This is a genomic window from Nocardioides sp. zg-1308 (assembly GCF_013155375.1).
Taxonomy (GTDB): Bacteria; Actinomycetota; Actinomycetes; order Propionibacteriales; family Nocardioidaceae; genus Nocardioides; species Nocardioides renjunii.
In genome coordinates, this window is the sequence record NZ_JABJQY010000002.1 from 1425400 (window position 1) to 1445650 (window position 20251).

Genomic DNA, 20251 nt, shown 5'->3' on the forward strand with positions numbered 1-20251 from the left:
TACGGGGCGAGGGCCTACCACCATCAATCATGCGTGCGCAGGCAGATAGTCACATCGGACTACTCGAATTGGACCACCTGGCCCTGCCGGGGCGACCGGCATTTCGTTTACTTTTCTACTCGAGTCGGGGATGGCCGCTATGGGGGCGGCCGACCAGCTCACACACACCGTGGGGATTTTGACTATGTGGGTCGAGGACTGGGCATCACGCGCCGCTTGCAAGGGCGACACGCCGGACGCGCTCTTCGTGCGCGGCGCCGAGCAGAACAAGGCCAAGCAGGTGTGCGCGGGCTGCCCCGTGCGGACCGAGTGCCTGGCCGAGGCTCTGGACAACCAGATCGAGTGGGGCGTCTGGGGCGGCATGACCGAGCGTGAGCGCCGTGCGCTGCTCCGCCGCCGTCCCGGCTCGTCGTGGCGCTCCATCCTGGAGACCGCGCGCACCAAGGTCGAGGCGCCCTCCGTCAACGCCTGAGCCGTCGGCTGAGCCGTCGACGCCTGTCGTCGCCGCTCGGTCCGTCGGCCCGGCTACGTCCGGGCGAGGCTGTCGCCGATCGCGCGCAGCCCGGCCAGGTCGTGGACGTCGCCGGCCATCGCCGGCACGACCGCCGTCGGCACCTGCGGGTAGGACGCGGCGAAGCGGTCGCGCAGGTGCTGCTCGCGCTCGATGATGCGGACGCGGTCGGCGTGCAGCTGGAGCAGCCCGGCCGTGAGCGAGGACGAGTCCTGGCTCCGCAGCCGGTCGGCGGCGGCGATCGCCTCCTCCGCCGAGAGCCCGGTGCTCAGCGACGGGACGGCGCGGTTGACCACCAGGCCGGCCAGCGGCATCTCGTCGTCGGTGAGCCGGTCGACGAAGTACGCCGCCTCGCGCAGCGCGTCGGGCTCGGGCGAGGCGACCACGAGGAACGCCGTCTCGTCGGCCTGCAGCAGCGCGAACGTCTTCTCCGCGCGCTGGCGGAAGCCGCCGAACAGCGTGTCGAGCGCGGCGACGAACGTCTGCACGTCGCGCAGCAGGTGCCCGCCGAGGACCTTGGTCAGCGCGCCGGTGATCATCGAGAAGCCGGCGCTCATCAGCCGGGCGGGCCCGCGCGCCGGCGCCAGCAGCAGCCGGATGAGGCGTCCGTCGAGGAAGCTGGAGAGCCGCTCGGGGGCGTCGAGGAAGTCGAGCGCCGAGCGTGACGGCGGCGTGTCGACCACGATGAGGTCGTGCCGGCCGTCGGCGAGCGCCTGGCGGTGCAGCTGGCCCAGCTTCTCCATCGCCATGTACTCCTGGGTCCCGGCGAACGAGCTCGACAGGGCGACGTAGAACGGGTTCTCCAGGATCTGCCGGGCCTTCTCCGGGCTGGCCTGCGCCTCGACGACCTCGTCGAAGGTGCGCTTCATGTCGAGCATCATCGCGTCGAGCGACCCGCCCGCGGACGCGTCCACGGCGGGCACGGGCCGCGGGGTGTTGTCGAGCTGCTCGATCCCCATGGACTGCGCCAGCCGACGGGCCGGGTCGATCGTGAGGACGACGACCTTGCGCCCGCGCTCCGCGGCCCGCAGGGCGAGCGCTGCCGATGTCGTGGTCTTGCCGACCCCACCGGACCCGCAGCACACGATGATCTCGGTGGAGCGGTCGTCGAGCAGGGCGTCGACGTCGAGGACGGGCGCCGTGTGCTGCGCCGTGCGAGTGGTGCTCATGCCATCCCCTGGTTGCGCAGCATCTGGGCCAGCTCGACGAGCGCGCCCCGGTCGATCCCCGAGGCGAGCCGGGGCAGCTCGTAGGTGGGCACGCCCTCGGCGAGCACGAGCTCGCGCTGCCCGTCCTCGAGGCGCCGGCGTACGGCGTGGTCGTGCGCCTCCTCGACCAGGGACCGCACCAGCTCCGCGTCGACGTCGACGTTGGCACGCTTGAGGTCCGAGATCACCGCCGTCGGGTCGACCGCGTCGCCGCGCACCTGCGCCAGCGCACCCGGGCTGAGCGCTTGCGGGCGGACCAGGTTGACCACGACCCCGCCGACGGGCAGGCCCGCGGCCCGCAGCTCGGCGATGCCGTCGGACGTCTCCTGCACCGGCATCTCCTCCAGGATCGTCACCAGGTGCACGGCGGTGCGCGGGGAGCGCAGCAGCTCCATCACCTTGTCGGCCTGGGTCTTCACCGGGCCCACCTTGGCGAGGCCAGCGACCTCGGAGTTGACCCCGAGGAACTGCGAGATCCGGCCGGTCGGCGGGGCGTCGAGGACGACCGCGTCGTACGTGAGCACGCCGGTGTTGCGGCCCTTCTCCGGCCGGCGCGGGCGCTGCACCGCCTCGTAGACCTTGCCGGTGAGGAGCACGTCGCGGACGCCGGGGGCGACCGTGGTCGCGAAGTCGATGACGCCGAACCGGTCGAGCGCCTTGCCCGCCCGGCCGAGCCGGTAGTACATCGCGAGGTACTCCAGCAGCGCTGACTCCGGGTCGATGTGCAGCGCGTGCACCTGGCCGGCACGTCCGGTCGCGTCGGGGGCGCCCTTGGAGATCCGGCGCTCCTCGTAGGGCAGCGGGTCGACGTCGAACATCCGGGCGATGCCCTGGCGTCCCTCGACCTCGCAGAGCAGGACGTTGCGGCCCGACGACGCCAGCGCCAGCGCGAGCGCCGCGGCCACGGTCGACTTGCCCGTCCCGCCCTTGCCGGTGACCACGTGGAGCGCCACGCGCGGCCAGTCGACGGTCCGGTCGGGGTGGGCGGTCACGGGTCGAGCGTAGCCATCGGGTGCCTACCCCTTGACGGCACCGGACAGGAAGCCCTGGGTCACCTGGCGCTGCATGGTCACGAAGAGGACCAGCACGGGCAGGATCGTGATGAGGGTGCCCGCGGCCAGGGGACCGATGTCGACCGAGCGCCCGCCGAGGAACAGGTAGAGCCCGGTGGTGAGGGGCCGGTACTCGCCGCTGGGGATGTAGAGCAGCGGCACGAGGAAGTTGTTCCAGTTCTGCAGGAACGTGAACACCGCGAGCGCGCCCACCGCCGAGGTGGTGAGCGGCAGCATGACCCGCAGGAAGATCTGCCACTCCGAGGCGCCGTCCATCCGGGCCGCCTGCTCGAGCTCGGTGGGCAGGTCGGAGTAGAACGCCCGCATGAAGAACGTGCCGAACGACAACCCGGTGCTGGCCAGGACGAGGTTGGTCCCCACCAGGCTGTCCAGCAGGCCCATCCCGCGCAGCTGGAAGTAGAGCGGGATCATGTAGGTGAAGAACGGGACCAGCAGCCCCACCACGACGAGGTAGAAGGCCAGGTCGCGTCCCGGGAACGGCAGCCGCGCGAAGGCGTACCCGCCGAGGGTGGACAGCACGACCACCAGCGCGGTGCTCGGCACCGAGAGCAGGAAGCTGTTGAGGACGTAGCTGCTGAAGGCGCCGGTGGTCCACGCCGACTCGATGTTGGCCGTGGAGAAGGACGTGAAGAGGCCGAACGGGTTGACCTTGACGTCGCCCGGCGTCTTGAGGGCCGTGGAGACGGTGAGCACGATCGGGAACAGCATGATCGCCGCGGTGATCCCGAGCACCAGGTGGCGGGCGCCCAGTCCGGCCCAGGCGCGCGAGGTGCGGGGACGGCCCTGGGGGACCCCGCGGCTCACGTGGCTCCCCCCTCGAGCGACGTCCGGCGCTGCAGCCGGTTGAGCCACACCGCGAACGGGATGGCCATGACGGTGATCAGCAGCGCGAGGGTCGTGCCGTAGCTGATGCGGTTGAGCTGGAACGCGCTGCTGTAGGCGTACGTGCCGAGCACCTCGGTGGCACCGGCCGGGCCGCCCCCGGTCATCACGAAGATGATGTCGAAGACGCTGAACCCGCCGAGCAGCGTGATGGTGAAGACCATCAGCAGCACCGGCATGATCTGCGGGAGGACGACGTGGCGCAGGCGCTGCCCGCCGTTGGCGCCGTCGAGCCTCGCCGCGTCGACGAGGTCCACGTCGACGTTGCGCAGCGCCGACAGGAAGATCACGAAGACGAAGCCCACCTGCGACCACACCGCCGTCGCGAGGACGGCGTACAGCGCGGTGTCGGGGTTGCCCAGCCAGCCGGTGGTGAAGGCGTCGAGGCCGACGGCCTCGAGGACGTTGTTGAGCCAGCCGCGCGACGGCGCGTAGATCCAGCCCCAGACCACGCCCACGGCCACTTGGGGCAGCACGAAGGGCACGAAGAAGACGGTGCGGTAGAACACGCTGCCCCGCCGCACCTGCGTCAGCAGCAGCGCGAGCCCGAGGCCGAGGAGCAGCGGCGCGAGGGTGCCGATGACGATCCAGATGACGTTGTTCCACAGTGCGTCGTAGACCTCGGGGTCGCCGAAGACCTCGGTGATGTTGGCGAGCCCGACGAACGGCGGCTGCGGGTTGATCCCGTTGAAGTCGACGAAGACGTAGTAGACGGCGCTGGCCATCGGCAGGAGCAGGAAGACGGCCACCATCGCCACCAGGGGCAGCACGAAGACGATGCCGAGCCGCCGCTGCGCGCGCCGGGTGGCCGGCGGGGCGACGTACGCGTAGGACGGGGCGCGCCGACCGCGACGGCGCGGTGCCGGTGCGGGAGGTGGCGCGACCGTCGCGGCGGGGGCCGGCCCGCTCACTGGTCCGCCGCGGCCGCCATGCCGCTGGCGGCGTCCTCCGGCGTGGTCTGGCCGGTCAGCACGCCCTGGAACCCGTCGTACATCGCCTCGTTGACGGCGTCGGAGACCAGCACGTCGATGTTCTGCCCGAACTCGCCGCTGCTGCCGAGCGTGGCGGTGTCCTCGAGGACCTGCGCGAAGAGCGGTGAGACGTCGAGGCCCTCGGTGTCGACGGGCACGGGCGGGATCGTGTGGAGGTTCTCCACCGTCCACTCGCCGTGCTCGGGGGAGGCGAGGAAGTCGACGAACTCGACCGCCGCCTCGGTCTTGGAGGTGCCGGCGGAGACGTAGGGGCCGGAGCCGAGGCCGCCGGTGAAGACACCGGGACCGTCGGGGGCCGGGAACGGGATGAAGCCGACCTCGAAGTCGACGTTGTCGTCGATCTCGCCGACCAGCCAGCTGCCGGTGGGGATCATCGCGGCCTCGCCGGAGTAGAACATCGAGATCGAGGTGTCGTAGTCGACCGACGTGGGGGACTCCGGGAGGAAGCCCTGCTCGTTGTAGTCACGCCACAGCTCGAAGGCCTGGGCCACCTCGGGGGAGTCCCACGACTCCTCGCCGGTGATGACGGCCTCCGCCGTCTCGGGGCCGGCGGTGCTGGACAGGGCCATGCTCAGCAGGTGGCCGCCCTCCCAGCCCTCCTTGTCGCCGACGGCCATCGGGATCGTGCCCGCCTCGGCGATCGCCTCGGAGGCGGCCTCGAGGTCCCCGAGGCTCTGCGGCTCGGACAGCCCGAGGTCGGCGAGGGCGTCCTTGTTGTAGAAGATCCCGATGGTCTCCATCTCGCCCGGCACGCCGTAGACCTTGCCGTCGAAGGTGACCCGGTCGCGGGCGAAGTCGTAGACCTCCCAGCCGCGGTCCTCGTACTCCTGGGTGAGGTCGTGCAGCAGGCCCGCCTCGGCGAGCGCGCCGCCGAAGCCCGGACCGGATCCCCAGCTGAAGACGTCGGGGCCCTCGCCGGAGCGCAGCTGGGTCTGCAGGACCGTGCGCATGTTGTCGAGCGGCAGTGAGTTGACCTCCACCTCGATGCCCGACTCCTCGGTGAAGGTCGCGACGTGGTCCTTCAGGGCCTGGAGCGCCTCCGCGTCCTCCGGCTCCTCGATCAGCCAGATGATCGACTGCGGGTCGCCGCCGTCGTCGGAGGACCCGCCGCCGGTGCCGGTGCACGCGGTCGTGACGAGCAGCACCGCCGCCGCGGGGAGGATGTGCGATCGGCGCATGTGGCGAACCCTTCGATAGCAGGCAGAGGTTTCCTCCAGTACCCCGACGTGGCGGTCCTCACACGGCCGCTAGGGTGCCGGGCATGGACAAAGTGGTCTCCTCGGCAGCCGAAGCGGTGGCCGACATCCCGGACGGCGCGCGCCTCGCGGTCGGCGGTTTCGGGCTGAGCGGCATCCCGTCGGTGCTCATCGACGCGATCCTCGAGGCGGGCACGACCGACCTCGAGGCGGTCTCCAACAACTGCGGCGTGGACGAGTGGGGCCTGGGTCGGCTCCTGTTCGCGAAGCGGATCCGGCGGATGATCTCCTCCTACGTGGGGGAGAACAAGGAGTTCGCCCGGCAGTACCTCTCCGGTGAGCTCGAGGTGGAGCTGACGCCCCAGGGCACGCTCGCCGAGCGGATGCGCGCGGGAGGGTCCGGGATCCCCGGCTTCTACACCGCGACCGGTGTCGGCACGCAGGTCGCCGAGGGCGGTCTGCCGTGGAAGTACGACACTGACGGCAACGTGGTCGTGGCCTCGCCGCCGAAGGAGACCAAGACCTTCTCGACCGCCGAGGGGGAGAAGGAGTACGTCCTCGAGGAGGCCATCGTGGCCGACTTCGGGCTGGTGCGGGCCTGGAAGGGCGACCGCCACGGCAACCTCGTCTACCGGCGCTCCTCGCGCAACTTCAACCCGCTCGCCGCGATGTGCGGCCGGGTGACGATCGCCGAGGTCGAGGAGCTCGTCGAGCCGGGCGAGCTCGACCCCGACGACGTCCACACCCCGGGTGTCTACGTGCAGCGCGTGGTCGCGCTGACCCCGGAGCAGGTGGCGGACAAGCGCATCGAGAAGGTCACCACGCGTCCGCGGCCCCAGCAGGGCGGCGACCCCGTGCAGGGTTCGGACGACGCGGCGAGCTTCGGACTGGGAGGCTGACATGGGCTGGACACGTGAGGAGATGGCCGCGCGGGCGGCCTCGGAGCTGCAGGACGGGTCCTACGTCAACCTCGGGATCGGGCTGCCGACACTGGTGCCCAACTACGTCCCCGACGACGTCGAGCTGGTGCTGCAGTCGGAGAACGGCATCCTCGGCGTGGGGGCGTACCCCTTCGAGGGCGAGGAGGACCCCGACCTGATCAACGCGGGCAAGGAGACGGTGACGCTGCGCAAGGGCGCGTCGTTCTTCGACTCCGCGCAGTCGTTCGGGATGATCCGCGGCGGCAAGATCGACGCCGCGATCCTGGGCGCGATGCAGGTCTCCGCCGCCGGCGACATCGCCAACTGGATGATCCCCGGCAAGATGGTCAAGGGCATGGGCGGTGCGATGGACCTGGTCCACGGCGCCAAGCGGGTCATCGTGCTGATGGAGCACACCGCCAAGGACGGCTCGCTGAAGATCCTCGACGAGTGCGACCTGCCCTACACCGGCAAGCGGGTGGTGCAGCGGATCATCACCGACCTTGCCGTCATCGACGTGATCGACCCGGCGACCGGCGAGGTCGCGCCGTCGGGCACCTCCGGCGACCGGGTGCTCAGGCTCGTCGAGCTCGCGCCGGGCGTCACCGAGGACGAGGTGCGGGAGAAGACGCAGCCCGAGCTGGGGTGAGGGGTCGTCCTGCATGGCCCGGCGGGGCGCGTCCTGGCCCGGCGGTGCTGGCCCGGCGGTCCCCGGATATCCGGTGACCGCCGGGGTTACAGGTAGAGATCTCGACCACGAAGCACGGAACTCGGGTGCGAAGCCCGCGCCCGGGGATCGATCCCGGCCCCCCGCCGCCTACGCCTGGTAGCCGTCGCCCCCCGCGCCCGCCGACCAGTCGGGCAGCTGCTGGAGCGACCAGCCGTTGCCGTCGGGGTCGGTGAAGAAGACGAAGCGGCCCCACTGGAGCTCATCGACCTCGCTCACCTCGATGCCGCGCTCCACCAGCTCGGCGCGTACGGCGTCGGCGTCGGCGACAACCATCTGGAGGTTGTCCAGCGACCCGGGCGCGAGCCGCGTCAGCCCCTTGCCGAAGGCGATCGAGCAGGCCGACCCGGTCGGCGTCATCTGCACGAACCGCACGTCGTCGCTGACCACCTGGTCGTGGTCGGCGCTGAAGCCGACCTTCTCGTAGAACTCCTTGGCCCGGTCGACGTCCGTCACGGGCACCATCACCAGCTCCAGCTTCATGTCCATGGATCGAGGCTAGGGCGCCATCAGGTCAGCCGTCGTCCGCATTCGGTCCCGTCTTCGGCCCGGATCGTCTCGGTCCCCGGCGCGCCGACGCGAGCGCCGCTGACGGTGTGCTATCTCTAGTAACCCACTAGACAAAAGCAAGAAAGGTCGCGCTCCATGGAGTTCCTCTGGTACATCCCCAACCAGGTGGCGCCGGGTCACCGGCTGGACCCGGCGGTCGAGGGCCACAACAGCCTGCAGCGTCTCACCGCCCTCGCGCGGGCCGTCGAGGACCACGGGTGGGGAGGCGCGCTCATCGGGACCGGCTGGAAGCGTCCCGACACCTTCACCATCGCCACGGCGCTCGCGGCCGGCACGACGACGTTCAACCCCCTGATCGCGATCCGCCCCGGCTACTGGGAGCCGGCCCACTTCGCGTCGTCGGCGGCCACCCTCGACCAGCTCAGCGGCGGCCGGGTCAAGGTCAACGTCGTCTCCGGGCCCGACCACCAGCCGCAGTACGGCGACGACGAGGGCGACCAGGCCCAGCGCTACGCCCGCACGCGGGAGTTCATGCGGCTCGTACGCCGGCTGTGGACCGAGGACGACGTCACGGTCGACGGTGCGTACTACCGCGCGACCGGCGCGACGCTCGAGCACAAGCCGGTCGCCCGGCCCGGTCGCCCGCACCCCCAGCTCTACTTCGGCGGCGCCTCGGAGGCCGCCCAGCGGACCGCGGCGGCCGAGGCGGACGTCCAGCTCTTCTGGGGCGAGCCGCTCGACGGCGTCGCCGCCCGCATCGACCACCTGCGCGCGCTGAGCGCCGAGCTCGACCGCGACCTGCCGCCGCTGGAGTACGGACTGCGGATCACCACGCTCGTGCGTGACACGACCGAGGAGGCCTGGGCGGACGCGGAGGCCAGGGTCGCCGCGATGGCCGAGGGCCAGCACGAGTGGACCGCCGACCCCGGGCGCCGGGTGGCCGTCGGCCAGCAGCGCCTGCTGGACCTCGCCCGGCAGGGCGACGTCCTCGACGACTGCCTCTACACCGCTCCGGGACGGGTCGGCGGCGGCGGTGCGGGGACGACCTGGCTGGTCGGCTCGCCGGACGACGTCGCCAAGGCGCTGCGGCGCTACGCCGACCTGGGCGTCACCCACTTCGTCCTCAGCGACACCCCGTACGAGCAGGAGATCGCCCGGGTCGGCGACTCGCTGCTGCCGCTGCTGCGCTCCGCCTGACACCCGCGCACCGGTGACAGGCAACTCGTCGCACCCAATAGTGCGGTTAGTCGAGTTAGTTACTGTACTTTTGAGTCCTCACCCCGAGAAGGAGAACCCCCTGATGCCACGCCGAGGGCCCAGCCGCCCCCTGATCCGTGCCGCCGTGCTGACCACCGTCGGCCTGATGACCCTGTCCGCCTGCGGTGGAGCAGAGGCCGGACCCAAGCTCGAGCTCAGCGCCGCGCTGCCCGACGCCCCCGCGGAGGACACCGTCCTCCGGGTCGGCGACCCCGCCACGCAGGTGGCCCTCGAGACGTCCGGCCTCATCGACGAGCTCGACGTCGACGTCGAGTGGGCCAACATCACCGGTGGCCCCAAGACGCTCGAGGCCTTCCGCGCCGACGCGATCGACATCGGCTCCGTCGCCGACATCCCGCCGCTCTTCGCCCACTGGACCGGCACCGACGTCCGCATCGTCGCCGCCCGCGAGACCGTCGACCCCGCCGAGCACCCGACGTACGAGCTGGGCGTCGCGCCCGGTGTCGACGTGACCTCGATCGAGGACCTCGCGGGCAAGAAGATCGCCTACAGCCCCGGCCAGGCGCAGGGCGCGCTCGTGCTCAACGTCCTGCGCGAGGCCGGGCTGACCCAGGACGACGTCGAGTTCGTCGAGATGCAGAGCGTCGACGACGCCTTCTCCGTCGCCCTCGCCGGCAAGCAGGTCGACGTCGCGCCGCTCGGCCAGACGCTGGTCAAGACCTACCTCGCGAAGTACGAGCGCGACGGCGCCAGCACCATCGCCCCCGGGGTCCGCGACGACGCCTGGACCCTCTACGCGCCGACGACCGTCCTCGAGGACGCCGACAAGGCCGCCGCCATCAAGGAGTACGTCGGCCTCTGGGCGCAGGCCCAGCAGTGGATCTCCGACCACCCGGACGAGTTCGCCGAGGCCTACTACGTCGACCACGAGGGCCTCTCGCCCGAGGACGCGCAGTACGTCGTCGACGCGCTCGGTGAGTTCACCGTGCCGACCGACTGGGACGAGTTCATCGCCCGCCACCAGGAGACCGTCGATACCCTCGTGGAGGCGCAGGACCAGGAGCCGCTGGACGTGGAGACGCTCTACGACCGCCGGTTCGAGAAGGCCATCAAGGCCGCGGTGGAGGGGTCATGACGACCCTGACCGCCCCGTCCCGCCCGGTCGTCGCGGCCGGCACGGAGGACGTACGACCGGTGCGGCGCCGGCTCAGCCCGGGCGCTTCCATCCGCTTCGGCGGCCTCATCGGCATCGCCCTGCTGCTCCTGGTGTGGGTGGTCGGGTCGGCCACCGGGCTGCTCGACCCGCGCACCCTGACCGAGCCGTGGACCGTCGTGGGCACCGCCGTCACGCTCATCGAGAACGGCCGCCTCCAGGAGAGCCTGGTGACGTCGGGCATCCGGGCCGCGCTCGGCCTCGGCCTCGGCGTCCTCGTCGGCGCGGTGCTGGCCCTCATCTCCGGGCTCTCCCGCTTCGGTGAGGTCCTCATCGACGGTCCCATCCAGGTCAAGCGCTCGATCCCGACGCTGGCGCTGATCCCGTTGCTCATCCTGTGGCTGGGCATCGGGGAGCCGATGAAGGTGATCACGATCGCCCTCGCGGTCTTCGTGCCGATCTACATCCACACCCACAACGGCCTGCGCTCGATCGAGGGCAGGTACGCCGAGCTCGCCGAGACCCTGGACGTGAGCCGCGCGGAGTTCATCCGCCACGTGGTCCTGCCCGGTGCGATGCCCGGCTTCCTCCTCGGCCTGCGGTTCGCGGTGACCTCGTCGCTGCTGGCCCTGGTCGTGGTCGAGGTCATCAACGCCACCAGCGGGATCGGCCACATGATCACGCTCGCGTCCAACTACGGGCAGACCGACATCATCGTCGTCGGCCTCGTCGTCTACGCGCTCCTCGGCGTCACCGCCGACAGCGCGGTCCGCCTCATCGAAAGGAAGGCACTGTCATGGCGTCGCACGCTCGCGAGCTGACCCCGGCCGTCCGGGTCCGCAACCTGCACCGCAGCTTCAACGAGGCCGGGGGCGTGCTCAACGGCCTCGACCTCGACATCGCCCCCGGGGAGTTCGTGGCCCTCCTCGGGCGCAGCGGCTCCGGCAAGAGCACGCTCCTCCGCTCGCTGGCGGGGCTCGACCGGGGCGTCGCCGGCACCGGCCGGATCGAGGTGCCGGAGAAGGTCTCGGTCGTCTTCCAGGACTCCCGGCTGCTGCCGTGGAAGCGCCTGGTCGACAACGTCACCCTCGGCCTCCGGGTCCCCGACGCCGCCGAGCGCGGCTCCGTCGCGCTCGCCGAGGTGGGCCTCGCCGGCCGCGAGACGGCCTGGCCGCACGAGCTGTCCGGCGGCGAGCAGCAGCGTGCCTCGCTGGCCCGCTCGCTGGTCCGCGAGCCGCAGCTGCTGCTGGCCGACGAGCCGTTCGGCGCCCTCGACGCGCTCACCCGCATCCGGATGCACACCCTGCTCCGCAAGCTCTGCGAGGTGCACCAGCCGGCCGTGCTGCTGGTCACCCACGACGTCGACGAGGCGATCGTGCTGGCCGACCGGGTGATCGTGCTCGACGACGGCGTGGTGCGCCACGACGCCCGGATCGACCTCGACGGCCGCCGATCGCAGGCCGACCCCGCCTTCGCCCGGCTCCGGGCCCAGCTGCTGTCCGAGCTCGGGGTCGAGGACGACCACGACGCGCCCGGCCGGCCGGTGCGCGCCGACCTCGGCGAGAGGGCGGCCTCGTGACCGGCTCCGGCAAGCAGCTCGCCCTCAACCTGTTCATCTACCCCGACGGCCACCACGAAGCGGCCTGGCGCCACCCGGGCAGCCAGACCGAGCGGATCCTGGACATCGACTACTACCAGGAGCTCGCGCAGAAGGCGGAGGCCGCCAAGTTCGACGCCGTCTTCTTCGCCGACGGCCCCTCGCTGGCGGAGAACATCAAGTACGCCGCCCGCTTCCGCCTGGAGCCGATCACCGTGATGACGGCGATCGTGGCGGCGACCGAGCGGATCGGCGTGATCGGCACGGCGTCGACGACGTACACCGAGCCCTACAACCTCGCGCGCCAGTTCGCCGCGCTTGACCACCTGAGCAAGGGCCGCGCTGGCTGGAACATCGTGACGACGGGCGCGGCCAACGCGGCGCTCAACTTCGGTCTGGACGCCCACCCGCTGCACCGCGACCGCTACGCCCGCGCCGAGGAGTACGTCGAGGTCATCACCAAGCTGTGGGACAGCTGGGAGGACGACGCGGTCGTCGCCGACCGGGAGAGCGGGCTCTTCGCCGACACCGACAAGATCCACACCGTCGACCACGTCGGCCGGTTCTTCCGGGTCAAGGGTCCGCTCAACGCACCGCGCTCGCCCCAGGGCCGGCCGGTCTACGTGCAGGCCGGGTCGTCGGAGGACGGCCGGTCCTTCGCCGCCCGCTGGGCGGAGGCCATCTTCACCGCGCACCAGACGCTCGGGTCGGCGCAGGAGTTCTACGCCGACATCAAGTCCCGCGCCCGGGCACAGGGCCGTGACCCGCACGGCCTCAAGGTGTTGCCGGGCATCAGCCCGTTCATCGCCTCGACCGCGCGGGAGGCCGAGGAGCTGCACGAGCAGTTCAACGACCTCACGCAGCCGGAGTACTCGCTGGCCCAGCTGCACCGGCTCACCGGCGTCGACCTGTCGTCGTACGACCTCGACGGGCCGTTCCCGCGCGAGGTCATCGACGCGGACGTCGAGCGCAGCGAGGGCAGCCGCTTCCAGCTCGTGCTCGACATCGTCGACCGCGAGCAGCCGACCCTGCGCCAGCTCTGCCACCGGCTCGCCGGCGCGCGCGGGCACCGCGTCGTCACCGGCACGCCCGACCAGGTCGCCGACACCATCCAGGAGTGGGCCGAGCAGGGTGCGGCCGACGGCTTCAACGTCATGCCGCCGTGGCTGCCGGGGGGCATCGACGTCTTCATCGAGGAGGTGGTGCCGATCCTGCGCCGCCGCGGCCTGTTCCGCACGGAGTACACAGGAAGCACGCTGCGCGACCACCTCGGCCTCGAGCGGCCCGCCAGCCAGTACGCACCCCAGCCCGCCACAGTCCACCAGGAGACCGCATGACGTTCGAGCACTACCGTCCGCTGGGCCGCACCGGCGTCCAGGTCAGCCCGCTGACCCTCGGCGCGATGATGTTCGGCGCGTGGGGGAATCCCGACCACGACGAGTCCATCGCGATCATCCACCGCGCGCTGGACGCGGGCATCAACGTCATCGACACCGCCGACGTCTATGCCCGCGGCGAGTCCGAGGAGATCGTCGGCAAGGCGCTGCAGGCCCGCAGGGGCAGCCGCGACGAGGTGGTCCTGGCGACGAAGTTCCACGGCAGCATGCACGACGAGGACCCCAACCGGGCCGGCAACTCGCGCCGCTGGATCGTCCGCGAGGTCGAGGACTCGCTGCGCCGGCTGCAGACCGACCACATCGACCTCTACCAGGTGCACCGGCCGCGGCCGGAGGTCGACATCGACGAGACGCTGGGCGCGCTGACCGACCTCGTCCGGCAGGGCAAGGTGCGCTACATCGGCACCTCCACGTTCCTGCCGTCCCAGGTCGTCGAGGCCCAGTGGGTGGCCGAGAAGCGCCAGCGCGAGCGTCCCGTCACCGAGCAGCCGCCGTACTCGATCCTCGCCCGCGAGGTCGAGCGCGACATCCTCCCGACGGCGCAGAAGTACGGTCTCGGCGTGCTGCCGTGGAGCCCGCTCGCGGGCGGCTGGCTCTCGGGCCGCTACCGGCGCGGCGAGGAGCCGCAGCTCACCTCGAGCCGGCTCGAGCGCCAGCCGGCGCGCCACGACCCCAGCAGCCCGGAGAACCGGGTCAAGCTCGAGGCGGTCCACCAGCTGCAGGAGCTCGCCGACGAGGCCGGCCTGTCGATGATCCACCTCGCCCTCGGGTTCGTGCTCGCGCACCCGGCGGTGTCGTCGGCGATCATCGGGCCCCGCACCCTCGACCAGCTCGAGTCGCAGCTCGGCGTCGAGAAGGTGGTCCTGCCGGCCGACGTGCTCGACCGGATCGACGAGATCGTCCCGCCGGGGACCACGCTCAACGAGGCGGACCGGGGTTACGCACCGCCGGCCCTCGTGGAGGCGGCGCTCCGGCGCCGTTGAGGGGGGAGGCAGGGGAGTCACCGGGGTGGTGTCGCCGGGGTGGCGCTTCCGTCCTGGAGTCACCGGATATCCGGTGACTCCCCTGCCTACAGGTGGAGATCTCGACCTCGAAGCACGAAACCCGGGTGCAAAGCCCCGCGCGGGTCAGGCGGTCGACGAGCCGGCCGGCTGGGCCGCCCGGATCGCCGCGAGGACCCCGAGGACGCCGATCGCGACCGCGAGGGCGTAGACCACCGGGAACGGGTCCTGGCCCGCGCGCTCGGCGGTCGCGTACGCGATGCCGCTGACCGACAGCGCCAGGGCGGCCCCGAGCGAGTCGGCCACCGTGAGGGCCGAGGAGTTGAAGCCGCGGTCCTCGTCGGTCGTGTCGGCGAGCATCGCGACGCCGGTGCGGGGGTAGGCGAAGCCCATGCCGACGCTCGCGAGGACGTACGCCGCGACGGGCGCGGCCGCCGGCACCGCCGTACCTCCGGCTCGCAGCCAGACCAGCAGCGCGATGGCACCCACGCCGACCAGCACGACGCTCGTCCCGAACCGCAGGGCGGCGCCGTGCGAGACGCGCTCGCCGAGGCGGGACGACACCTGGCTCGAGGTCGCCCAGACGACGCCGACACAGGTGAGCGCGATGCCGGCCTGGCCGGGCGTGAGGTCCCAGCGCTCCTGAAGCACGTAGACGATGTAGGCCTCGGCGCAGAAGAACGACGCGGCGAGCAGGCCGCGGGTGGCGATGACCGACGGCAGCCCGCGCCCGCCCCTCAGCGTGCCGGGCGGCAGCAGCGGGCGGAGCCCGACGACGACGAGCACGAAGGCGCCCGCCGCGGCGACGAGCACCAGCCCCGTCCCCGAGCCGACGAGCTCGAGCGCCAGCACGGCGACGGCCGCGAGCACCGCCCAGCCCAGCCGGGCGAGCGGAGCCTTGGCCGGGTCCTCGGGCACCGGCTGCCGCCGGGCCGTGCCGGTGACCAGGGCCGCCGCGACGGCGACCAGCACGACGATGCCGAGGAAGACCCACCGCCACCCGACCGCGTGCGCCACGAACGCCGCGACGCCCGGCCCGAACAGCGCCGGCAGCACCCAGGCGGCCGCGAAGGAGGCGAAGACCGCCGGCTGCAGGCGCGCCGGGTAGACCAGGCCGACCAGGACGTACGCGACCACGACCATCGCGCCGCTGCCGAGGCCCTGCACGATCCGGCCCAGCACGAAGACCTCCATCGCCGGCGCCGTGCCGCACACCAGGAGCCCGAGCGAGAAGGTGACCAGGGAGACGAGCAGCGGCCGGAGCGGTCCGCGTCGGTCGGCCCACATCCCCGCGGCGACCATGCCGACGACGCCGCTCGCGAAGGGGGCGGCGAAGGACAGCGCGTAGTAGTCGAAGCCGTCGAGGGCCCGGGCGACCGTCGGCATGATCGTGGTGACCGCCATCGACTCGAAGGCCGCGAAGGCGATGAGGGAGAACAGGCCGATGGTCGTGGCGGCGTAGGCCGGCGCGAGCAGCCGCTCGCTGGACCGGTCGGTGCCGGCGGTCGTCTCGGTGCTCACGGGACGACGCTAGGACCTCGCGTGCACGTGAGGGCAATCGGACCGGCTGTGACGTCCGCCGGGCCGCTGCCGCGGAATAAGAGCGGCGCCCGCGACGCTGGGTCGGCAGTGACTGCACTCTCCGTCCTCGACCTCGTGCCCGTCCGCAGCGACCAGACCACCGGCGACGCCGTGGCCGCCTCCCGCAGCCTGGCGCAGGTGGCCGACGAGCTCGGCTATCGCCGCTACTGGGTCGCCGAGCACCACAACATGCCGGCCGTCGCCGCGACCAACCCGCCCGTCGTGATCGCCATGCTCGCCTCGGCGACGTCGCGGATCCGGGTCGGCTCCGGCGGCGTGATGCTGCCCAACCACGCGCCGCTCGTGGTCGCCGAGCAGTTCGCCCTCCTCGAGGCCGCCTTCCCCGGCCGCATCGACCTCGGCATCGGCCGCGCGCCCGGGACCGACCCGCTCACCAGGTACGTCCTGCGCGGCGGCAGCGCCGAGTCGGCCGACGAGGCCGTGAGCAAGTTCCCGGAGTACGTCGAGGACATCCGCACGCTGATGTCGACCGACGGCGTGGAGCTCCAGATCGGGCCGCGCCGCCAGCCGCTGCGCGCGACGCCGGCGGCCACGTCGGTCGCCGAGATGTGGCTGCTGGGGTCCTCGGACTACTCCGCCCGCCTCGCGGCGGAGAAGGGCCTGCCGTACGTCTTCGCGCACCACTTCTCCGGCGAGGGGACCGGCGTCGCGCTCGACCTCTACCGGTCGTCGTACCGGCCCTCCCCGGAGCACCCGGAGCCCCGCACCTTCCTCACCGTCAACGCCGTCGTCGCCGAGACCGAGGAGGAGGCGCGCCGCCAGGCGCTGCCCAACGTGCAGCAGATGATCGCGCTCCGCACCGGCGCCCCGCTCCACCCGCAGCGGCTCGTCGAGGAGGCGGAGGTGGTCGAGATGACCCCGGACCAGCGCTCCGTCGGGCACGCCATGTCGGGGCGCTGGATCGTCGGCTCGGCCGAGCAGGCGCGGGCCCGGATCGAGGAGCTGGCGCAGGAGTACGGCGTCGACGAGGTGATGGTGCACCCCGTGGCCGGCGCCCACGATGGCACGGACCCGACGACGTCACCCAACCGGGAGATCACCCTGCGGCTGCTGGCCGGCTGAGCCGGACCGCGCCCCTGGACGTCACAGCGAGTGGCGCTCCTCCAGGCCGACGGCCTCGCGCAGGTTGGTCACCGCCTCGTCGAGCCCGGGGTCGTCGGCGGCGCGTGACTCCATCAGCGCGGCGAGCGCCTCGGCCAGCACGTTGAGCTTCTCCTGCATGGCCTCGGTGTTGCGCCGGCCGGCGTTCTCGAGCAGCACCAGCAGGAGGAGCGAGAGCACCGCACCGAAGGTGTGGATCGCCAGCTCCCACTTGGTGGTCGACGTCCACAGCGGATAGCTGAAGGCCCAGATCACCACGACCGCCACGCACACCGCGAAGAACGGCGCCCGGCTGATCAGCTTGGTCGAGATCTCCACGAACCTCTCGAAGGGGTCGAGCCCGTCGCTCTTCTCGCGGCTCTCGGCCGCATCAGTCCGCTGCTCCATGCCCGGAACCTAGTGCCACCGGCGCCCGGCGTCGTCACCCCTGGCGGCCCAGTCCTGCGTCGCGGGCCCGGATGATGACGTCCGCGCGGCCGGTCGCCTGCAGCTTGGCGAGGATGCTGGTGATGTTGTTGCGGATGGTCTTGGGGGACAGGAAGAGCTGCTGGGCGATCTGGGCGTTGTTGCGCCCGGCGGCGATCAGGTCGAGCACCTCGGTCTCCCGCTCGGTGAGCTCGGGGAACGGACGCTCCGGGCGGGCCGTCGGCGCGAGCACCTCGGCGATCCGGGCGGCCAGCGAGGCGCCGAACACGACCCCGCCCCCGTGGACCGTCGACACGGCGCGCACGATCTCGTCCTGGTCGGCCCCCTTGCGGAGGTAGCCCCGCGCTCCCGCGCGCAGCGCGGAGAGCACGGTGCCGTCGTCCTCGCCCATCGTGAGCACCAGCACGCCCACGCCGGGGTGGGCCGCGACGGCCGCGCGGGTGGCGTCGATGCCGTTCATCACCGGCATCTGCACGTCCATGATCACCACGTCGGGACGGTGTTCCTCGACCAGCCTGACGGCCTCGGCGCCGTCGGCGGCACGGGCGACGACCTCCATCCCGGGCAGCGGGGCCAGCAGGGACGCGAGCCCGTCGCGGAAGACGGGGTGGTCGTCGACGACGAGCAGCCGGATGGGATCGGTCACGGGATGGTCCTCCCTGGCACAGGTACGCGCCCAGTCTCGTCCCTCGCCGCGCCGTAGGGCAGCACCGCGCGCACCGTGGTGCCGCCGGACGCGGGGCAGACCACCTCGCAGCGCCCGCCGAGCTCCTCGGCGCGCTCGCGCAGCGACAGCAGGCCGACCCCGGCGGTGACGTCCGGGCCGATGCCGCGGCCGTCGTCGGCGACCTCGACCTCCAGCGCCGACGTACCGGCCAGCAGGCGTACCCGGGCCCGGCTGGCCCCCGCGTGGCGGACCACGTTGGTGAGCGACTCCGCGACGATGCGGTAGGCCGCGACCTCGACGGCGGCCGGCAGCCCCGTCGTCCCCTCGGCCTCGACCTCCACGTCGACCTCCGGGCGGACCCGGTCGGCCTGCTGGCGCACGGCGGCCTCGAGGCCCAGGTCGTCCAGGGCGGGCGGTCGCAGGTCGTGCACGAGCCGGCGTACGTCGTCCAGCGCCTCGCCGATCTCGGTGCGGGCCAGGGCGACGAGCTCGCGAGCGCGGTCGGGGTCGTCGTCGATGGCGTTGCCCGCGGCCTGGAGCCGGAGGGCGACGCCACCCAGCGCGGGGCCGAGGCCGTCGTGGAGGTCGCGGCGGATGCGCCGCCGGTCGTCCTCCCGGCCGAGCACGAGCCGTTCGCGGCTCTCCTGCAGCTCGGTGGCGAGCAGCCGCGCCCGGACCGCCACCGCGGCCTGGCGGACGAGGTCGACCAGCAGGCCCTGGTCCCGCTGGGACAGCATGGAGCGGAAGCCCTGGGCCGGCAGGACGAGGCGGCCGACGCGCTCGCCCTGGTAGGCGATGTCGATCTCCTGCACCTCGACGGGTGCGGTGCCGTGGGACGCTGAGAGCACGCCGCCGTCGGGCGCCACCACCTCCACGCGCACGTGGCCGACCTTGAAGGTCTCGGCGAACGCGCCGGCGAGGGCCGGCAGCTGCTCGTCCACCGTGCCGGTGGTCTCCAGCCGGGCGGCGAGTGCGGACACCGCGCCGTACCGGTCGCCGCGACGCCCCAGCAGCGCGCGGCGCACGAGCCCGCCCAGCCACGTGCGCAGCGGGCTGTAGACGACCACGGCGAGGACCAGCACCACGAGGGTGACGTCGCGCTCGTCGAGCTGCTCCCCGAGCAGGGTGGTGCCCGCGGCCAGCACGGCGAGGTCGACCACCACCACGACGCCGGCGACGGCGGCCGTGGTGAGCGTCCACGCGACCAGGGCGTCGACGTCGCCGAGCCCGGGTCGGAGCAGGCCGACGGAGACCGAGACGGCGAGCGCCGCCACCGCCAGGCCAAGGAGGACGGTGGTGACGGTGCCCCCGACCGACAAGGTGGCGCCGGCCAGCACCACCAGCACGCACATGATGCCGGCCCACAGCAGCCACTTCAGCTGCGTACGCTCACGGGCGTCGGCGTGCCGGTGCCGCACCCACACCATCGCCACGGCACCGATGACCGAGCCGAAGGTCAGCAGCTGGGCGACCCGCAGGGCGGTCGCGGCCGTGGCGTCGGAGACCGGCAGGTCGACCAGCTCGGTCGACCCGACCGGCTCACCGGCGGAGAACACCACGGGGTCCGGGGCGAGCAGCAGCATCACCGGCAGCGCGAGCGAGGCGCAGGCGACGACCATCGCGACGGTCCGCCAGCGGCCGCGCAGCAGCCGTCCGGTGGGGTAGAGCAGGAGCAGCGCGACCAGGCCGGACAGCAGGAACGCGCCCATGCGGGCGACGAACCAGTAGCCCAGGTCGGTGCCGGGCAGGTCGCGGGCCAGGCTGAACGGCACCCAGCCGTAGAGCGTGCCGTCGAGGGTCCACCAGCAGGCGACCACGCCGAGAAGGCGGCCGACGGCGTCACCGGGCCGGTGCACGAGCACCACCACAGCCGCGACGGCCAGCAGCAGCCCGGGGACCGCGGTGGCGGTGGCCTGCTCGGTGGAGGCGGCGGCGCGCTCGGCGCCCGTGGTGGCGAGGTCGAGCCAGAGGGAGGCGGCGACCGCGGCGAGGCAGATCACGGCGATCGCGACGGGCTCGAAGACCTTCCTCACGCGAGCAGTATCACCGCGGAGGGGTCCCGTCGTCCCG

At 72.4% G+C, this 20251-nt stretch carries 20 protein-coding genes; 10 read left to right on the forward strand and 10 right to left on the reverse strand.

Annotated elements, in window-relative coordinates; translation table 11 throughout:
* The first annotated feature begins 184 nt into the window (after positions 1 to 184).
* Positions 185 to 472 carry a WhiB family transcriptional regulator gene (locus HN031_RS08575; RefSeq protein WP_172268905.1) on the forward strand — a complete coding sequence of 96 codons (288 nt, stop codon included), beginning with the start codon at positions 185 to 187 and terminating at the stop codon, positions 470 to 472.
* A 53-nt stretch (positions 473 to 525) separates the two neighbouring features.
* On the opposite strand, the gene HN031_RS08580 is transcribed toward HN031_RS08575, so the two are convergent.
* Genes HN031_RS08580 through HN031_RS08600 form a run of 5 tightly spaced genes read right to left on the reverse strand, consistent with a single transcriptional unit; the run spans position 526 to position 5844 of the window.
* On the reverse strand, positions 526 to 1680 hold the full coding sequence (locus HN031_RS08580) for an ArsA-related P-loop ATPase (RefSeq protein WP_172268908.1): 1155 nt from the start codon (positions 1678 to 1680) through the stop codon (positions 526 to 528).
* Entirely contained in the window at positions 1677 to 2711 is a 1035-nt protein-coding gene (locus tag HN031_RS08585; protein WP_367650703.1) for an ArsA-related P-loop ATPase, read from the reverse strand. Before HN031_RS08585 ends, HN031_RS08580 begins: the two co-directional genes overlap by 4 nt.
* Positions 2712 to 2735: 24 nt before the next feature.
* Positions 2736 to 3596 (reverse strand): carbohydrate ABC transporter permease, encoded by an 861-nt coding sequence (locus tag HN031_RS08590; RefSeq protein WP_172268911.1) that lies wholly within the window; start codon positions 3594 to 3596, stop codon positions 2736 to 2738.
* Positions 3593 to 4585, reverse strand: coding sequence for a carbohydrate ABC transporter permease (locus HN031_RS08595; protein WP_172268914.1), 993 nt, complete (start codon positions 4583 to 4585; stop codon positions 3593 to 3595). The genes HN031_RS08590 and HN031_RS08595 overlap by 4 nt, the downstream gene beginning before the upstream one ends.
* Positions 4582 to 5844: an ABC transporter substrate-binding protein gene (locus tag HN031_RS08600; RefSeq protein WP_172268917.1), complete on the reverse strand. Its 1263-nt coding sequence runs from the start codon at positions 5842 to 5844 to the stop codon at positions 4582 to 4584. The genes HN031_RS08595 and HN031_RS08600 overlap by 4 nt, the downstream gene beginning before the upstream one ends.
* A gap of 83 nt (positions 5845 to 5927) precedes the next feature.
* Here HN031_RS08600 and HN031_RS08605 point away from each other — a divergent pair, with 83 nt between their 5' ends.
* Positions 5928 to 6761, forward strand: coding sequence for a CoA transferase subunit A (locus tag HN031_RS08605; protein WP_172268920.1), 834 nt, complete (start codon positions 5928 to 5930; stop codon positions 6759 to 6761).
* Between the two features lies 1 nt (position 6762).
* Positions 6763 to 7431, forward strand: a complete 669-nt coding sequence (locus tag HN031_RS08610; RefSeq protein WP_172268923.1) for a 3-oxoacid CoA-transferase subunit B — start codon at positions 6763 to 6765, stop codon at positions 7429 to 7431.
* Between the two features lie 168 nt (positions 7432 to 7599).
* Here the strand turns inward: HN031_RS08610 and HN031_RS08615 are convergent, their stop codons facing one another.
* Positions 7600 to 7998 (reverse strand): VOC family protein, encoded by a 399-nt coding sequence (locus HN031_RS08615; RefSeq protein ID WP_172268926.1) that lies wholly within the window; start codon positions 7996 to 7998, stop codon positions 7600 to 7602.
* 156 nt (positions 7999 to 8154) lie between these two features.
* On the opposite strand from HN031_RS08615, the gene HN031_RS08620 reads away from it, so the two are divergent.
* From HN031_RS08620 to HN031_RS08645, 6 genes are all read left to right on the forward strand, one after another.
* The gene (locus HN031_RS08620; RefSeq protein WP_172268929.1) at positions 8155 to 9216 is read left to right on the forward strand and encodes an LLM class flavin-dependent oxidoreductase; all 1062 of its coding nucleotides are present in this window, start codon (positions 8155 to 8157) and stop codon (positions 9214 to 9216) included.
* Between the two features lie 103 nt (positions 9217 to 9319).
* Positions 9320 to 10372 (forward strand): ABC transporter substrate-binding protein, encoded by a 1053-nt coding sequence (locus tag HN031_RS08625; protein WP_172268932.1) that lies wholly within the window; start codon positions 9320 to 9322, stop codon positions 10370 to 10372.
* Positions 10369 to 11211 (forward strand): ABC transporter permease, encoded by an 843-nt coding sequence (locus HN031_RS08630; RefSeq protein ID WP_172268935.1) that lies wholly within the window; start codon positions 10369 to 10371, stop codon positions 11209 to 11211. The genes HN031_RS08625 and HN031_RS08630 overlap by 4 nt, the downstream gene beginning before the upstream one ends.
* Entirely contained in the window at positions 11187 to 11969 is a 783-nt protein-coding gene (locus tag HN031_RS08635; protein WP_172268938.1) for an ABC transporter ATP-binding protein, read from the forward strand. The genes HN031_RS08630 and HN031_RS08635 overlap by 25 nt, the downstream gene beginning before the upstream one ends.
* Complete coding sequence (locus HN031_RS08640; RefSeq protein WP_172268941.1) at positions 11966 to 13324, forward strand: LLM class flavin-dependent oxidoreductase; 1359 nt, start codon at positions 11966 to 11968, stop codon at positions 13322 to 13324. Before HN031_RS08635 ends, HN031_RS08640 begins: the two co-directional genes overlap by 4 nt.
* On the forward strand, positions 13321 to 14367 hold the full coding sequence (locus HN031_RS08645) for an aldo/keto reductase (protein ID WP_172268944.1): 1047 nt from the start codon (positions 13321 to 13323) through the stop codon (positions 14365 to 14367). The genes HN031_RS08640 and HN031_RS08645 overlap by 4 nt, the downstream gene beginning before the upstream one ends.
* 144 nt (positions 14368 to 14511) lie before the next feature.
* Here HN031_RS08645 and HN031_RS08650 read toward each other — a convergent pair whose 3' ends face one another.
* Positions 14512 to 15906, reverse strand: a complete 1395-nt coding sequence (locus tag HN031_RS08650) for an MFS transporter (protein ID WP_216652090.1) — start codon at positions 15904 to 15906, stop codon at positions 14512 to 14514.
* A 108-nt stretch (positions 15907 to 16014) separates the two neighbouring features.
* Between HN031_RS08650 and HN031_RS08655 the strand changes: the two genes are divergently transcribed.
* Complete coding sequence (locus HN031_RS08655) at positions 16015 to 17049, forward strand: LLM class flavin-dependent oxidoreductase (protein ID WP_172268947.1); 1035 nt, start codon at positions 16015 to 16017, stop codon at positions 17047 to 17049.
* Positions 17050 to 17070: 21 nt separating this feature from the next.
* Here the strand turns inward: HN031_RS08655 and HN031_RS08660 are convergent, their stop codons facing one another.
* The 3 genes from HN031_RS08660 to HN031_RS22275 are packed head-to-tail and all read right to left on the reverse strand — an operon-like array spanning position 17071 to position 20214.
* Positions 17071 to 17475, reverse strand: coding sequence for a low affinity iron permease family protein (locus HN031_RS08660; protein WP_172268950.1), 405 nt, complete (start codon positions 17473 to 17475; stop codon positions 17071 to 17073).
* 34 nt (positions 17476 to 17509) lie between these two features.
* Entirely contained in the window at positions 17510 to 18160 is a 651-nt protein-coding gene (locus HN031_RS08665) for a response regulator transcription factor (RefSeq protein WP_172268953.1), read from the reverse strand.
* Positions 18157 to 20214: a sensor histidine kinase gene (locus HN031_RS22275; protein ID WP_172268956.1), complete on the reverse strand. Its 2058-nt coding sequence runs from the start codon at positions 20212 to 20214 to the stop codon at positions 18157 to 18159. Before HN031_RS22275 ends, HN031_RS08665 begins: the two co-directional genes overlap by 4 nt.
* Positions 20215 to 20251 lie beyond the last annotated feature (37 nt).